Source organism: Microbulbifer pacificus (genome assembly GCF_033723955.1).
Taxonomy (GTDB): Bacteria; Pseudomonadota; Gammaproteobacteria; order Pseudomonadales; family Cellvibrionaceae; genus Microbulbifer; species Microbulbifer pacificus.
Map to the genome: position 1 here is coordinate 2,554,943 of NZ_CP137555.1, position 15,260 is coordinate 2,570,202.

Below are 15,260 nucleotides of genomic sequence, written 5' to 3' on the forward strand. Positions count from 1 at the left end.
GGGCTAGGCGCCCCCCTGGGAATACATCCCTGTACGCTGCGTCGGCGACGTCCCTGTCGCCGACGCTTTTGAAAACAGATACCCGGCACTCGGCCTTCGCATTGCGTGTATACCTTCGTAGCCTCACTCACATGGCCTTACGAAGTAATTAAATTGGAATTTAAGGGAAAGTACCGGGTACAGGTTTTCGGGAGCGTCGCAAACAGGATGTTTGCGCCGCAGCGCCCAGGGATGGGTTCACAGCGGTCCCGAAAACCTGTACCCGGTGCTTTCCCGCCACCGAGCTCGCTAAAAAGCGAGAAGCAGCGGGCTATCAAAAATCAAGAAAGACGACCCTTAAAGTCCTCATAACCGAATTCTTTAATGAGCCTGAGCTCATCGGTATCGGAATTCCACAAAGCAATCGAAGGCAGTGGGATGCCGTTGAACGTGTTTGTCTTGACCATGGTGTAGTAGGCCATTTCCTCAAATACGATTTTGTCGCCGATTTTCAGCGGATCAGCAAAGCTGTATTCGCCAATACGGTCGCCGGCGAGACAGCTCTGCCCGCCCAGCTGATAGCTGTGTGGCAACTCCCCTGGCAGTGATGCACCGGTGATTTCCGGGCGGTACGGCATCTCGATCACATCCGGCATGTGGCAGGTGGCAGACACATCGAGGATCGCCTGGTTTTTGCCATTCCAGGTCAGGTCTACAACCTCGCCCACCAGCACGCCGCAAAACAGCGCTACCGCTTCGCCGGGTTCCAGATACACTTGCACGCCGTGCTTCTCGGAAAACGCCTTCACCGCGGCAATCAGCTCTTCCACCTGATAATCACAGCGGGTGATATGGTGGCCGCCGCCAAAGTTGATCCACTCCATCTGCGGAATCAGATCGCCAAATTTTTCCTCTACGGCTGCAATCGTGCGCTCCAGCGGTTTGAAATCCTGTTCACACAGGGTGTGGAAATGCAGGCCGCTGATGCCGGTGAGATCCTCACCGTCAAACAGCGAGCGCACTATACCCAGGCGCGAGCAGGGGGCGCAGGGATCGTAGATCGGCGTGTGACCTTCGGAATGTTCAGGATTGATACGCAGGCCGAACTGCAGCTCGGGACGCTTCTTCTGCGCTTCCAGGCACAGGGACTTGTAGCGCTTCCACTGCGAGAAGGAATTGAAGATCACATGGTGGGCGAACTCGAGAATTTCCTTCAGCTCCTGCTCCTTGTAGCCGGCGCTGAACACGTGAACCTCTTTGCCGAGATCCTTGCCACCGTACTCCTCGAATCCCAGTTTCGCCTCGTTAATGCCACTGGCGCAGGTGCCGGAAAGATATTCAGCGACAATGTGCCCGATGCTGAACATGGAAAACGCTTTCAGCGCGGCCAGTACCTTGGCACCGCTGCGTTGCTGCACATCGGCCAGGACTTCGAGGTTGTCGCGCAGGGCGATTTCATCCACCACGAAGCAGGGTGTAGGCACACGGCTGGGGTCAAATTCGCCGAAGTAGTCTTTGCGGGGCGTCAAATCCATAACAATTTTTCTTACAGCTGCAATTGGCAAAAATCCCGGACCTTGCGGCCCGGGATTGGCGGTCTTAGACGAACGGCTTGTCGAGCCAGGTCTCCTGCCAGGGCAGACCGTACTTGTTCAGGTCGGCCATAAAGGGATCCGGATCCAGCTGCTCCATGTTCCACACGCCGGGCTTCATCCACTTGCCTTCCATCATCATCTTGGCACCGATCATTGCCGGTACACCGGTGGTGTAGGAAATTGCCTGGGACTGGACTTCCTTGTAGCACTCCTGGTGGTCGCAGATGTTGTAGACATAGTAGATCTTGTCTTCGCCGCCACCCTGCGGGGTGCCCTTGATGATGTTGCCGATACAGGTCTTGCCCTTGGTCAGCGGGCCGAGGCTGGCCGGGTCGGGCAGCAGCGCCTTCAGGAACTGGATCGGCACGATCTGCTGGCCCTGGAATTCGATCGGCTCGATGCCAGTCATGCCCACGTTCTGCAGTACTTCCAGGTGTTTCAGATAGCTGGCACCAAAGGTCATCCAGAAGCGCGCACGCTCGATTTCCGGGAAGTGTTTGGACAGGGACTCCAGCTCTTCGTGGTACAGCAGGTACAGGTCTTTTTCGCCGATGCCTTCGGGGAAGGCAAACACCCGCTTTTCTTCCATCGGCTTGGTGGTTACCCACTGGCCGTTTTCCCAGTAGCGACCGTTCGCAGTGATTTCGCGAATGTTAATTTCCGGGTTGAAGTTGGTGGCAAACGGCAGGCCGTGATCGCCGGCGTTGCAGTCGAGGATGTCGAGGGTCTTGATGCGGTCGAAGTGGTGTTTCTTCGCGTAGGCGGTGAACACACTGGTGACACCAGGGTCGAAGCCACTGCCGAGCAGCGCCATCAGGCCGGCTTTTTCGAATCTGTCCTGGTAGGCCCACTGCCAGCTGTACTCGAACTTCGCCTCGTCCAGCGGTTCGTAGTTGGCGGTATCCAAGTAGTGCACGCCGGTTTCCAGGCACGCATCCATGATGTGCAGGTCCTGGTAGGGCAGTGCCACGTTGATGACCATGTCGGGCTTGACCTTCTCGATCAAGGCGACCATTTCGCTCACGTTATCGGCGTCCACTTCCGCGGTGTCGATTTTGCGCGGCAGCATGTCTGCGATTTTGTCGCACTTGGCTTTGGTACGGCTGGCGAGGGTAATGTTCTCGAACACTTCCTCTACTTGCGCACACTTGTGTGCTACCACCTGACCGACGCCACCGGCGCCGACAATCAGAACGTTGGCCATTTTGTTCTCCCTTTTTTTAGCTTCTTTCAGGTCTTGTGAAACCTGGTAGACAAATTTGTGGCGAGTCTGCTGGTGGTACCCTTTTACTGGGCCACCAGCAGGTCCTTCCCATCACGTTCAGCACTTCGAAGTAACCAAGGAGTAAAAAGGCTACGAAGTACGAAATCAAAATAGAAGGAAATTAACCTTCTACCTTGAGACTTATTTAACGTGACGAATCACTTCTCGAAGTAGGTATACCCACTCATGCTCGCCGTATAAGTGTGCAGAATTTCCTTGCGCTGCTGCGCGGTAATTCTGCCACTCTTCACCGCGCTTTCCGCCAGCTTGCGGAAACGCTCGAACAGGTCCTGCGGCGAGTACTCAACATAGCTCAATACATCGGCAATGCTGTCACCGTGAATTTCACGGCTGTAATTCACATGGCCGTCTTCTTCAATGTGCACACTTACCACGTTGGTATCGCCAAACAGGTTGTGCAGGTCGCCCAGGGTCTCCTGGTACGCGCCAACCAGGAACGCTCCGAGAATATACTCCTCGCCGTCCTTCAATGCATGCAACGGCAGTGTCTTGCGCACATCCTGACGATCGATGAAGCGGTCGATCTTGCCGTCGCAGTCGCAGGTAATATCCGCAATGATTGCCGAGCGCGTCGGCGCTTCATCCAGGCGGTGTACCGGCGCCAGCGGGAACAGTTGATCGATCGCCCAGATATCCGGCAGCGACTGGAACACGCTCATGTTGGCGTAGTAAATGTCCGACAGCACCTCCGGCAGTGCCTGCAGGTCCATCGGTACCTCTTCCACTTCGTCCAGCAGTTTGCGGATCTTCTGCGCACACTGCAAAAACAGGTTTTCCGCCAGCGCGCGGTCCCGCAGGCTCACCTGCCCGTGCAGGTACAGCGCGCGGATCTCATCGCGGTAGTAGAGCGCATCGTTGTAGCTTTCCTGCAGGTTCTTTGTCGCCGCGTTTTTCAGCGCGTGCTGCAGGTACTTCAACATCGGGTGGGAATCCTCGCCGATGCGGTCGTCCTCAAGTTCGATGGGCTCGAAGCTGGTGGTGTCGAGAATGTTGAACAGCAGCACCGACGAATAGGCTACCGTCGCGCGGCCCGACTCGGTAATGATCACCGGGTGCTCCACGCCCTCGCTGTCCATGGTGCCCATGATGGCTTCCACCACGTCCACGCAGTACTCGTCCAGGGAGTAGTTCTTGGAGTGGGTATAGTTGGTCTTGGAGCCGTCGTAGTCCACCGCCAGGCCGCCGCCCAGATCCAGGAAGCCCATGGCAGCGCCTTCCTCCACCAGATCCGCGTAGTAACGGCAGGCTTCCAGCACGCCGGTGCGGATATCGCGGATATTCGGTACCTGGGAGCCCAGATGGTAGTGCAGCAGCTTCAGGCAGTTCAGCATGTTGTGTTCGCGCAGCTTGTCGACCATCGCGATCAGGTCGTTACTGCCGAGACCGAAAATGCTGCGGTCGCCACTGGTGGCATTCCAGTAACCGCCCACCTTGCTCGCCAGCTTCACGCGCACACCGATATTGGGTTCCACTTTCTCGCGCTCTGCACAGCGGATGATGGTGTCCACCTCTGAGGGGGTTTCCACCACAAAGAACACCTGCACACCGAGACGCTGGGCCTGCAGGCCCAGGTTGATGAACTCCTCATCCTTATAACCGTTGCACACGATCAGTGCCTCGGTGTTGTCGAGGATCGACAGCGCTGCAATCAGTTCCGCCTTGCTGCCCGCTTCCAGGCCGTGGCCGAACTGGCGACCGACCTTGGCGATCTCCTCGATCACCTGGCACTGCTGGTTCACCTTGATCGGAAACACGCCGCGGAACTTGTTGCGGTAGCCGCAGCTCTCGATAGCGCTGCGGAAAGAATTGTTGATGCGCGCGACCTGCGCTTCCAGCAGGTTCTCGAAACGCACCAGCAGCGGCATACCCAGCCCGCGCTCGTTGGCGCCGTGGGCGATGTCCATCAGCGACACGGAATGCGTCGTGCCGGCCGTGTTGGTTACCTCAACCGTGATCTCACCGGCGTCGTTCAAATTGAAATAGCCAGCACCCCAGTTGCGGATGCCGTAGAGGTCTGCGGAGTCTTCGCAGGTCCAGTTTTCGATCTGTTGCTGTTTCATGGCGCCTCGTTCGTAAAATGAGGGACGGTAAGGATAATCAGGGGCGCGAATCTTGGGGCCTGAGTATGTGGAAAGCAATAACTATAGAAAAGAAACATGGCCGTTTTTTAAAGGATAAAACTAAATTTTTATTCAGTTTTTTAGTCCAAATTAAACTATAGGACCGAAAAACTAACCTGGTGATAGGAAGAGTCTCCGGCGCCACAAATAAAAAAGGCGACTCGAGAGAGTCGCCTGGGCAATAACCGAATTTTCATTCGGTTGTTGGGGTTGGATGTGACAATCCTTACCTGAGAGAAACCTGTGATCTTTGCGCGTCAAATAAATCCGGGGTTGGCGACGACCAGGTAACCGTGACGGTGGTTGTCCCAGCGGTAGTAGGTGTCGTAGGCCACGAAATAATTGAGGCCGCCGAAGTTGACGCTTATCGCAGTACCCGGCAGGGCTTGCACAAAGGCACCGACGGGAGCCTGGGCTACGACATAGCCTGCGCCATAAGGACGGTAGAATATGCCGTCGCTGAAGTAGTAGCCGAGGCCGGCGAAGGTCACGCTCACGTAAGATCTGGGCAGGCGCGTCCAGCGATAGCCATAGCCGTAGTGCGCCGGGCGGTAGCGGTGTTTGTGCGCCAGCTGCACCGGGCGGTAGGGACCGTGGTGATCGTGACCATTTCCACGGTAGTTGTGACCGTGGTTATGTCCGCGATTGTCGCCGCGGCCGCGATCATGGTCACGGTTCTTGTCGTAACGGCGATCGTAGCCGACGTACTTCACAAACTTGTGGTCGTCCTTTCCGTTGTGATGGTCGCGGCGCTCATCGCGTCTGTCGTCACGTCGATCTTCACGACGGTCCTCGCGGCGCACTTGCTGCCGGTCTTCGCGGCGATCATCGCGACGATCACTACGGTCATGCTGTTGCTGCGCGATTTTGCGGCTGTGGTCATTGGTGTGGTGGCGGTCGTCTCTGTCCGCCAGTGCCGGGGCAGCGCTGATAAGCAGGCTGGCGGCGATAAAGGCTGAAGTCAGTGTTTTCATGGTCGCTCTCCACGGCCGCCAGGGGCGGCTTCGGTGTGTTTTCGCTTACTGTGGGGGCCATTCTGTCCCCTTTACACTGAATCCTTCCTGAACCGTATCCACTCTTTTGCCAGGCAATGCGCGAAAAACCGAATCAGGCCGCGGTTTTTTGTGGTGAATTGCGCATTTGTTCCCGCTCGCGCCGGGGGGTAATATGCCGCGCGTAGCAACCTCTGGCGGAATCCCGACAATGCAAGTCTTTCACCATGTGGCCAGCCTGCGCGAGGCGCTGAAGGCGGCCCGTCGCGACGGCAAGACCATCGGCTTCGTGCCCACCATGGGTAACCTGCACGATGCGCATATCGAACTGGTCAAGCGGGCCCAAACCATGTGTGACGTGGTGGTCGTGTCCATTTTCGTCAACCGGCTCCAGTTCGGCCTGAACGAGGATTGGGACAAGTATCCCCGCACCATGGAGCAGGACATGGCGCGCCTGCGCGGCGCCAACTGCGACTTCCTGTTTCACCCGGATGAGAGCGAGATCTATCCCAACGGCATGGACCTGCAGACCAAGGTGATCTGCCCGGCGATGACCGATGTGCTGTGCGGCGCCAGTCGCCCGGGGCACTTCGAGGGGGTGACCACGGTGGTGGCGAAGCTGTTCAACATCGTGCAGCCGGACAAGGCCATCTTTGGTATCAAGGACTTCCAGCAGCTGGCGGTGATCCGTCGCATGGTGGAGGACCTGTGTATTCCAGTGGAGATCGTGGCGGCGCCGGTGCACCGCGAGGACGACGGCCTGGCGATGAGTTCCCGCAACGGCTATCTCACCGAGGAGGAGCGGCCGAAAGTGGCGATTCTGAACCAGACCCTGAACTGGGCACGCGGGGAGATCGAAAACGGACGCCGGGATTTTGCCGCGCTGGAAGCTGAGTCAAAAAGCCGCATTGAGAGCGCGGGCTTCCGGGTGGATTATTTCTCCATCTGCAACAGCCGCGACCTGCAACCGGCGGCGCACGACGACCGCGAGATCACGCTGCTGGGAGCGATGTACACCAGCGCCGCGCGCCTGATCGACAATGTTTCTCTGAGTATGTAACGGGAGGCTGGTATGCAAATCGAGATGCTGAAGGGCAAGCTGCACATGGCGGCGGTGACCCAGGCGGAACTCTGGTATGACGGTTCCTGCGCGATCGATCAAGATCTGGTGGAGCTGGCGGGCCTGCGCGAGTTCGAGAAAATTGATATCTACAATGTTTCCAACGGCGAGCGTTTTCACACTTACGTGATTCTGGCGGAGCGCGGTTCTGGCATCATCTCCATGAATGGGGCCGCAGCGCGTCGGGTCCAGGTCGGCGACCGTGTGATTATTGCGGCCTATGCTCAGATGTCGGAATCCGAGGCGGATTCATTTAAACCGAAACTGGTTTATCTGAATGAGAAAAATCGGGTTGAACGTAGTACCAATACGATCCCAGTGCAGATGGCTGAGCCTGCCTGATTTTTTGAAGTTCGGTGGTTTGGGGTTTTTGTAGTCCTGTGGTGGCAGAGCGCCGGGGATTGGCTTTCGGAACCGAGCTAGGCGCCCCCCTTCAATACATCCCTGTACGCTGCGTCGGCGACGTCCCTGTCGCCGACGCTTCCGAAAGCCAATCCCGGTCACTATGCCTTCAAATTGAAGTTTTCCACTTCGTTAGCATTTTTCTTTAAGTCGCCCTTGCTATAAACAAAACCGCTTAGAGTCTACGGCTCTGTCTGCCAGAGGGTTGTGACGGACAAGTCACCCGCCTACCATGAACACAACAAAAAGGTAGGAAGCCCCCAAAGCCAATGTCATCCCTGACCCAACCGAAAACCGGCGATCCGATCCCGTGGACGCAGCTGCTGAAAAGCGGCTACCGGATTTTCGTCGGTTCCCACGCCGCCGTCCCCAACGAGCTGATGGCAGACCTTATTGCCAACAGCCGTGGCCTCAACGATATCGAAGTCACACAGGTATTCACCCTCTCCGACAATATCTGGGCCGAGCGCAAATACGCCGAGCTGTTTACCGTCAATGCGCTGTATATTGGTGGAACGTCTATCCGCAATGCGGTAGCGGAAGGGCGTGCGGATTACACGCCGACGTTTCTCTCCGAAGTGCCCAAGTTATTTAGCGACAACGTATTGCCACTGGATGCCGCACTCATCATGGTCAGCCCGCCGGATGAGCTGGGTTACTGCTCCCTCGGCGTCAGTGTGGATGTAGTTTCCTCTGCGGTAAAAAATGCCACCAAGGTTATCGCCCAGATCAACCCGAGCATGCCGCGTACCAACGGCCACAGCTTTATCCACCGCGACCAGATCCACGCCTGGATGACAGCGGATGCACCGATACCAGAATCACCGCCACCGGAAATGGATCAGGCCGTTGAGCAGATTGGTCAGTACGTGTCGGTACTGGTGGAAAACGGCTCGACCTTGCAGATTGGCATGGGCAAGGTCCACGACGCGGTGCTGCGTTATCTGGGTAACCACAAGGATCTCGGTGTGCACTCGGAAATGATTTCCGACGGTGTCGCGCGATTGATGAAAAGCGGCGTCATCAACAACCGCAAGAAAACATTTCACCGGGGCAAAACCATCACCAGCTACTGCATGGGCTCCAAAATGCTGTACGACTTTGTCGACGGCAATCCCCATGTGGAGCTGTACCCGGCAGAGCATGTCAGCTCACCGGTAAATATTGCACGCAATGAAAAAATGGTGGCGATCAACAGCGCTATCGAAGTAGACCTGACTGGTCAGGTGGTTTCCGATTCCATCGGGCGCTTGTTATACAGCGGTATCGGCGGGCAGGTGGACTTTATCCGCGGTGCGGCCCTGAGCAAAGGCGGCAAACCAATCATCGCGCTGCCGTCCACCGCGCAGGATAAAAACGGCAAGTTGATTTCCCGCATTGTGGCCTCTCTAACTCCAGGGAGTGGTGTGGTCACTTCCCGTGCACATGTGCACTACGTCGTCACCGAATACGGTATTGCCTCCCTGCGTGGGAAAAGTGTTCGGGAGCGGACCCTGGAAATGATCCGGATCGCCCATCCGGAATTTCGACGGGAGCTGCTGGAGAAGGTGCGGGAGTTTTACTGGGTGCCGGAATACCAGGCGCAGGCACCTACCTCGATTGCTGAACTTGGGCCGGTGGAGCAGAAGGAGTATGTTTTCGATGACATTACTTATACGCTGCGCCCACTCAGGCCAGCGGACGAGCGTTTGTTGCAGGAGTTTTTCTACACCCACAACAAGGAAACCCTGCTGATGCGCTACAACCACCACGTCACCCAGATGTCGCGGGAAAAATCCTGCAGCCTGGTGAGTGTGGACCAGCGCCGGGATCTGGCCTTGTGTTTTACCGACCGCGACGGCGCGCGCGAAGTGATTCAGGGCGTGGGCCGCTATTATTTTTCCGAGGCCGATAACAGCTGCGAAGTGGCATTTGTCATCAAGGAAAGTCGCCGCGGCAAGGGCATTGCATCCACACTGCTGAAAGAAATGGAGAGCATCGCGCGCAAACGCGGTATTGCAAAAATGTTTGCCTGCGTGCGCCGGGACAACAAGCCCATGCTCTCGATTTTTGAAAACAACGGTTTCACTTATCGCCCCGGCGATACCATGGACGAACTCTATCTGGAATTGGCACTGAGCGGAGAAAAGGACTGAGCATGCCCACCGTAGGATTTTTTTCAGACCCCGCCTGCCACCGCCACGACATGGGCGACGAGCACCCGGAAAGCCCCGCGCGCCTCGACGCCATCCAGGACCAACTGCTCAGCAGCGGTATGGAATATGTACTGCGCTTTTTTGACGCCCCCCAGGCCAGCCGCCAGCAGCTTGAACGGGTGCATACCCCGGAATACGTCGAATCCATTTTCGCCCGCGCACCCAGCGACGGTATCGAAGTTCTCGACGAAGACACCCGCATGTGTCCGTATTCATTAACCGCCGCACTGCATGCCGCGGGCGCCGGCATTGACGCCGTCGACCGCGTCATCAATGGCGAAATCCACTCCGCTTTCTGCGCGGTCCGCCCCCCCGGCCACCACGCCGAACGCGACAAGGCCATGGGCTTCTGCCTGTTCAACAACATCGCCATCGCCGCCGCCCATGCCCGTGAACATCACGGTCTCGCCCGTGTCGCCGTCCTCGACTTCGACGTACACCACGGCAACGGCACCGAGGACTTTGTCGCCGGTCGCGAGGGCTATCTGCTGTGTTCCAGCTTCCAGTCCCCGCTCTACCCCTTTACCGGCACCGGCGACCTCCCGGACAACATCATCAATACGCCGCTAGAGGCGGGCGCCGGCGGCGATGCATTGCGCCAGGTGGTGGAGCAGCAGTGGCTGCCGGCACTGGAAAAATTCCAGCCGCAAATGCTGTTTATCTCCGCCGGTTTCGATGGCCATATCGAGGACCATATGGCGCAGCTGCGCTTCAAGGAGGACGACTATTTCTGGGTGACGGAAAAACTGCGGGAATATGCCGATAAAAACTGCGAGGGTCGAATCGTTTCGTCACTGGAAGGCGGCTATGCGCTATCCGCATTGGGGCGAAGTGTGGTTGCACACTTAAAAGGCCTGATCGGCAGCTAAAAGATCGAACACTCAACACTAGATGTAAAGGTTGAGTGGCGGGTTTGGGTTTTCAGGATCGTCGCAAACAGGGCCGAAGGCGCCGTGCTAAAGCGGCCGGGTACTTTGCGCCGAAGCGCCCAGGGATGGGTTCACAGCGGTCCTGAAAACCCACACACGGTGCTCTGCCGCCACCGACGTATCACAAGTGGATACCCCGGAGCAAAAATCACTCCTCATAAATCGAATAGAACTTCTTAACGGACCCGATCGTTTCCCAGGTTCCGCTAAAACCGGCCGGAATACAGAACGCATCACCGGCAACGACCCGCTCACTCACCCCCTCGGAATCGGTAATCTCCGCCTCACCCTCGATGATGTAGCAGAACTCATCCTCAGTGTAAGTAAGTGACCATTTGCCCGCGTCCGAAGACCAGATGCCGCAAAAGAAATTCTCTTTCTTGTTGGTAAAGAAATGCTCTGTCCATTGCTGCGGATTTCCCGCCAGTACCTTCTCCGGCGCCACCGGCCCCGCTTCCCGCACTGCATTACCTTCCGCCACCCGCAACAATTTCGCAGCCATATCTACTCCAAATCAAAAATGTGATCACTTATTTATGGGTATTGTGCCTCCCCATCCTAAAAAAGGCACGGTATTCCAAGCATCGAGTGGGAAAGCGAAAAGTGGTCAGGCTATGATGGTACGACACGGCTCGTGACAGCGTTGTCATTCGGCAGTCGCCAGTGGTATAACTTATCGTGATAGCTGTACCAAATCGCCGCTTAGCCGCGCCTATCGCTGAACGCAACAGGCCGCTAAATGACCGCGATATCTGCAAATACTGCCTCACTGAGTGAGGCCGTACAGCATCCCGATAATACTAATAAGGGAGAAAACGATGTCTGAAGTGCACATTTACCCGGTGCCCGAAACCTTTGCCGCGAATACCCTCGTCAACAGCGACGACTACCAGCGGATGTACCGCCAATCCGTGGAAGATCCGCAAGCATTCTGGTCCCAGCAAGCCAATGACTTCCTGCAGTGGAGCAAGCCATTCACCAAAGTGGTGGACGAAGATCTAACAAAGGGCCACGCAGCCTGGTTCGCCGACGGCGAGCTGAACGTCTCCGCCAACTGTATCGATCGCCACCTGCCTGCCCGCGCCGAGCAGACCGCACTGATCTGGGAGGGCGATGATCCCGCCGACAGCAAGCACATCACCTACAAGGAATTGCACGAGCAGGTGTGCCGCCTGGCCAACCTGTTGAAGGCCCGTGGCGTGAAGAAGGGCGATCGCGTGTGTATCTACATGCCCATGATCCCCGAAGCGGCCTACGCCATGCTCGCCTGTACCCGTATTGGCGCCGTGCACTCTGTGGTGTTCGGCGGCTTCTCTCCCGATTCGCTGAAAGACCGCATCCTCGACTCCGACTGCCGCTTGGTGATTACCGCCGACGAAGGCGTGCGCGGTGGCAGAAAAGTGCCACTCAAGGCGAATGTGGATAAGGCGCTGGCCCACTGCCCAAATGTGCACACCGCCATCGTGGTGAAGCGCACTGGCGCCAATATCGACTGGGACAGCAAACGCGACATCTGGTACGGGGAATCCGTCGCCGAACAGAGTGCCGACTGTGCGCCGGAGCCGATGAATGCGGAAGACCCGCTGTTTATCCTCTACACCTCCGGCTCCACCGGCAAACCCAAGGGTGTGCTGCACACCACTGCGGGTTATCTGCTGGCCTCCACCATGAGTTTCAAGTACACCTTCGATTACAAAGAGGGCGATGTATTCTGGTGCACCGCCGATGTGGGCTGGATTACCGGCCACAGCTATATCGTGTACGGCCCGCTGTGTGCCGGCGCCATTTCCCTGATGTTTGAAGGCGTGCCCACCTATCCGGACGCCTCCCGCTGCTGGCAGGTGGTGGAAAAGCACAAGGTAAATACCTTCTACACCGCACCCACCGCGATTCGCGCACTGATGGGCGCCGGCGACGACTTCGTCACCAAGTGCGACCGCAGCTCCCTGAGACTGCTGGGCACCGTGGGCGAGCCGATCAACCCCGAGGCCTGGGAGTGGTATTACCACGTGGTGGGAGAGAAGCGCTGTCCGATTGTGGATACCTGGTGGCAGACCGAAACCGGCGCCCACATGATCACCCCGCTGCCCGGCGCCACCGCGCTCAAGCCCGGTTCGGCCACGCGTCCGTTCTTCGGCGTGCAACCGGCGTTGCTGGATGAAAAAGGGCAGGAAATCGAGGGCCAGGGTGAGGGCGCGCTGGTAATGAAGGCCAGCTGGCCGAGCATGATCCGCAGCGTGTACGGTGATCACCAGCGCATGATCGACACCTATTTCTCCACCTTCCGCGGTTACTACTTTACCGGCGACGGTGCGCGCCGCGATGCCGACGGTTATTACTGGATTACCGGGCGCATCGACGACGTACTGAACGTCTCCGGCCACCGGTTGGGCACCGCGGAAATCGAGAGCGCGATCGTGCTGCACGAGGATACCGCCGAGGCGGCGGTTGTAGGTTACCCGCACGATATCAAGGGGCAGGGTATTTACTGCTATGTGACTCTCAAGAATGGCCGCGAGCCTTCCGAGGAGTTGCGCAAGGAGCTGATCGACCTGTGCGTGAAGGAGATCGGTCCCATCGCCAAGCCCGACATCATCCAATGGGCCCCGGGCCTGCCGAAAACCCGCTCTGGCAAAATCATGCGCCGCATCCTGCGCAAGATTGCCTGCAATGAACTGGATTCTCTGGGTGATACTTCCACTCTTGCTGATCCTTCGGTGGTCGATGAGTTGGTGGACCACCGGGCTAACAAATAACCTCCGTTCTCCGTCGCTACGTCTGGTCCTTCTTAGCCGGATTGGTGGCGGCGGAGTACTGGGGATTCGTTTTCGAAACCGCTGTGAATACATCCCTGTACGCTGCGTCGGCGACGTCCCTGTCGCCGACGCTTTCGAAAACGAATCCCCAGCATTCCACCTTCAATTCGTATCTCAATACTCCGTAAGTCTCCCCTGAAACAGCTGCAGCAGAAATTTTCAGGTAGAAGGCTAAAAGTGTATTACTCAATACTTTTTACGTAGTCATTCGGTTCATGCGAAGGGCAAGTGCTGGGTGAGGGGTTTCAGGAGCGTCGCAAACAGGGATGGGTTGAAGGGGGGCGCCTAGCCCGGTCCTGAAAACCCTCACCCAGTGCTTGCGCGCCACCTGACGAAAACAATGCGTACCACTGACTATCAGTTCGCGGAAAGGCAGACAAACCCCCCAACCGGTGATTTAATTGCTCCCAATGGTATTGAACCTAATCAAGCAGCACCGGAGGCAGCATGCAGAATATTCTCGTCATCCTCGACAAGCCCAAGCACGAACAGATCGCCTTACAGCGGGCGCTGGAACTGGCGGAGAAGTCGGGGGCGAATTTGCATCTGGTGAGTTTTGTGTACGAGCCGCTGGTCTCCATGCCCATGCTGTCCGGCTCCATTCTGAATATCAGTGAGGAATTGGAGAAAGAGCGCGGCAAGTGGCTGCAGGCACTGCAGAGCGAGTACACACTTCCAGCTGGTTCCACCGCCGAAGTTGCCTGGCACCACGACATCCCCTACTGGACCCTCGAATATCTGGAAAATAACGCCTGCGACCTGGTGGTGAAAACCGCCCAGAAGCAGTTCGGTCGCGGCGGCTTTGGCTCCATCGACTGGCGCCTGATCGAAAGCCTACCAACTCTCCTCTGGCTCGCCGTCAGCACCCATTGGGTCAAGCGCGACCGCATTGTTGCCGCTCTCGACCCCGCAGTGAGCAACCCCCTGCATGTGGAGCTGAACCAGCGCGTGCTCGCCCTCGGAGGCGCGCTCAGCCAGTTGCTCGGTGCCGAGCTGGAATCGGTCGCCTGTGTGCCGATCCACAGTGAAGTGGCCGACCTGGACGAGTTTCGCGAGCAGACCGGTGCCCTGTTACAGGCAGTGGACAAGGTGATCGCCGAAAGTGGCGTCACCTGTAGCAGAACCCATTTTGTCACCGGCAAGCCCGCCGCCGAAGTCAACCGCGTGGTGGACCGAAACAAGGCGCGCGCGATTCTCGTTGGACGTGGTGTGCGCAAGGGGCCGCGCGGCTTTGTACTGGGCAACACCGCCGAGCGCATACTCGGTCGTGCCAATACCGATGTGTTGATCGTACCCTGATTGTTCAGGCTCGAACCAAATAACAACAAGCGAGCAGGCCCATGACACTTCGTAACTGCATTGCCACAGCCTTGGCCATGCTGATGCTGTCCGCAACTGCGTTAGCGGCAGATACCAGCAAAACAAAACCGACATTTGACCCGCAGCTGGCGGCAGAGTTGGGGGCCGATGAATACGGTATGCACAAGTACGTGATGGCGTTGCTGAAGGCCGGGCCCAACCGCGATCAGGATCAAGCCACCGCCGCCGAACTGCAGCGGGCGCATATGGCGAATATCCAGCGTTTGGCGGAAGAGGGCGTGCTGGTGCTGGCAGGCCCGTTTCTGGATGGCGGCGAGCTGCGCGGGATTTACATATTCGATGTGGATTCCGTGGAAGAGGCGCGCAAGCTGACAGAAACCGATCCCGCGGTGAAAGCGGGGCGCCTGGTGATGGAGTTGCACCCCTGGTACGGATCCGCAGCGGTAAAGAAGATTAACCAGCTACATGGAATCATCGCCAAGCAGGCGCCGTGATCGCCAAAAGGAA

General features: G+C 57.5%; 12 protein-coding genes. 7 read left to right on the forward strand and 5 right to left on the reverse strand.

Annotated elements, in window-relative coordinates:
* Positions 1-320 precede the first annotated feature (320 nt).
* The 4 genes from nspC to R5R33_RS11075 form a co-directional block, all read right to left on the reverse strand.
* Positions 321-1,514 (reverse strand): carboxynorspermidine decarboxylase, encoded by a 1,194-nt coding sequence (gene nspC / locus R5R33_RS11060; RefSeq protein ID WP_318952758.1) that lies wholly within the window; start codon positions 1,512-1,514, stop codon positions 321-323.
* A gap of 64 nt (positions 1,515-1,578) precedes the next feature.
* Entirely contained in the window at positions 1,579-2,778 is a 1,200-nt protein-coding gene (locus R5R33_RS11065) for a saccharopine dehydrogenase family protein (protein WP_318952759.1), read from the reverse strand.
* 218 nt (positions 2,779-2,996) lie between these two features.
* A complete protein-coding gene (gene speA / locus R5R33_RS11070) occupies positions 2,997-4,919 on the reverse strand; it encodes a biosynthetic arginine decarboxylase (RefSeq protein WP_318952760.1) in 1,923 nt (640 codons plus the stop codon).
* A gap of 317 nt (positions 4,920-5,236) precedes the next feature.
* Positions 5,237-5,953, reverse strand: a complete 717-nt coding sequence (locus R5R33_RS11075; RefSeq protein ID WP_318952761.1) for a DUF6515 family protein — start codon at positions 5,951-5,953, stop codon at positions 5,237-5,239.
* A gap of 229 nt (positions 5,954-6,182) precedes the next feature.
* On the opposite strand from R5R33_RS11075, the gene panC reads away from it, so the two are divergent.
* From panC to R5R33_RS11095, 4 genes are all read left to right on the forward strand, one after another.
* On the forward strand, positions 6,183-7,031 hold the full coding sequence (gene panC, locus R5R33_RS11080) for a pantoate--beta-alanine ligase (RefSeq protein ID WP_318952762.1): 849 nt from the start codon (positions 6,183-6,185) through the stop codon (positions 7,029-7,031).
* 12 nt (positions 7,032-7,043) lie between these two features.
* Positions 7,044-7,433: an aspartate 1-decarboxylase gene (gene panD, locus R5R33_RS11085; RefSeq protein ID WP_318952763.1), complete on the forward strand. Its 390-nt coding sequence runs from the start codon at positions 7,044-7,046 to the stop codon at positions 7,431-7,433.
* 329 nt (positions 7,434-7,762) lie between these two features.
* Entirely contained in the window at positions 7,763-9,628 is a 1,866-nt protein-coding gene (locus tag R5R33_RS11090) for a GNAT family N-acetyltransferase (RefSeq protein ID WP_318952764.1), read from the forward strand.
* Positions 9,629-9,630: 2 nt separating this feature from the next.
* Positions 9,631-10,557, forward strand: coding sequence for a histone deacetylase family protein (locus tag R5R33_RS11095; protein WP_318952765.1), 927 nt, complete (start codon positions 9,631-9,633; stop codon positions 10,555-10,557).
* A 208-nt stretch (positions 10,558-10,765) separates the two neighbouring features.
* Here R5R33_RS11095 and R5R33_RS11100 read toward each other — a convergent pair whose 3' ends face one another.
* Positions 10,766-11,119 (reverse strand): cupin domain-containing protein, encoded by a 354-nt coding sequence (locus R5R33_RS11100; protein ID WP_318952766.1) that lies wholly within the window; start codon positions 11,117-11,119, stop codon positions 10,766-10,768.
* A gap of 316 nt (positions 11,120-11,435) precedes the next feature.
* On the opposite strand from R5R33_RS11100, the gene acs reads away from it, so the two are divergent.
* The 3 genes from acs to R5R33_RS11115 all read left to right on the forward strand — a co-directional run bounded on the left by acs (position 11,436) and on the right by R5R33_RS11115 (position 15,247).
* Positions 11,436-13,373: an acetate--CoA ligase gene (acs, locus tag R5R33_RS11105; RefSeq protein WP_318952767.1), complete on the forward strand. Its 1,938-nt coding sequence runs from the start codon at positions 11,436-11,438 to the stop codon at positions 13,371-13,373.
* Between the two features lie 507 nt (positions 13,374-13,880).
* Positions 13,881-14,732: a universal stress protein gene (locus tag R5R33_RS11110; protein ID WP_318952768.1), complete on the forward strand. Its 852-nt coding sequence runs from the start codon at positions 13,881-13,883 to the stop codon at positions 14,730-14,732.
* 41 nt (positions 14,733-14,773) lie between these two features.
* Positions 14,774-15,247: a YciI family protein gene (locus R5R33_RS11115; protein WP_318952769.1), complete on the forward strand. Its 474-nt coding sequence runs from the start codon at positions 14,774-14,776 to the stop codon at positions 15,245-15,247.
* Positions 15,248-15,260 lie beyond the last annotated feature (13 nt).

Excerpts from the sequence above, each read along its gene's own strand:
- nspC (WP_318952758.1), bottom strand. The coding sequence starts at position 1,514 with ATGGATTTGACGCCCCGCAAAGACTACTTCGGCGAATTTGACCCCAGC.
- R5R33_RS11115 (WP_318952769.1), top strand. The coding sequence starts at position 14,774 with ATGACACTTCGTAACTGCATTGCCACAGCCTTGGCCATGCTGATGCTG.
- R5R33_RS11100 (WP_318952766.1), bottom strand. The coding sequence starts at position 11,119 with ATGGCTGCGAAATTGTTGCGGGTGGCGGAAGGTAATGCAGTGCGGGAA.
- R5R33_RS11095 (WP_318952765.1), top strand. The coding sequence starts at position 9,631 with ATGCCCACCGTAGGATTTTTTTCAGACCCCGCCTGCCACCGCCACGAC.
- panD (WP_318952763.1), top strand. The coding sequence starts at position 7,044 with ATGCAAATCGAGATGCTGAAGGGCAAGCTGCACATGGCGGCGGTGACC.
- R5R33_RS11065 (WP_318952759.1), bottom strand. The coding sequence starts at position 2,778 with ATGGCCAACGTTCTGATTGTCGGCGCCGGTGGCGTCGGTCAGGTGGTA.
- R5R33_RS11090 (WP_318952764.1), top strand. The coding sequence starts at position 7,763 with ATGTCATCCCTGACCCAACCGAAAACCGGCGATCCGATCCCGTGGACG.
- R5R33_RS11110 (WP_318952768.1), top strand. The coding sequence starts at position 13,881 with ATGCAGAATATTCTCGTCATCCTCGACAAGCCCAAGCACGAACAGATC.
- speA (WP_318952760.1), bottom strand. The coding sequence starts at position 4,919 with ATGAAACAGCAACAGATCGAAAACTGGACCTGCGAAGACTCCGCAGAC.
- panC (WP_318952762.1), top strand. The coding sequence starts at position 6,183 with ATGCAAGTCTTTCACCATGTGGCCAGCCTGCGCGAGGCGCTGAAGGCG.
- R5R33_RS11075 (WP_318952761.1), bottom strand. The coding sequence starts at position 5,953 with ATGAAAACACTGACTTCAGCCTTTATCGCCGCCAGCCTGCTTATCAGC.
- acs (WP_318952767.1), top strand. The coding sequence starts at position 11,436 with ATGTCTGAAGTGCACATTTACCCGGTGCCCGAAACCTTTGCCGCGAAT.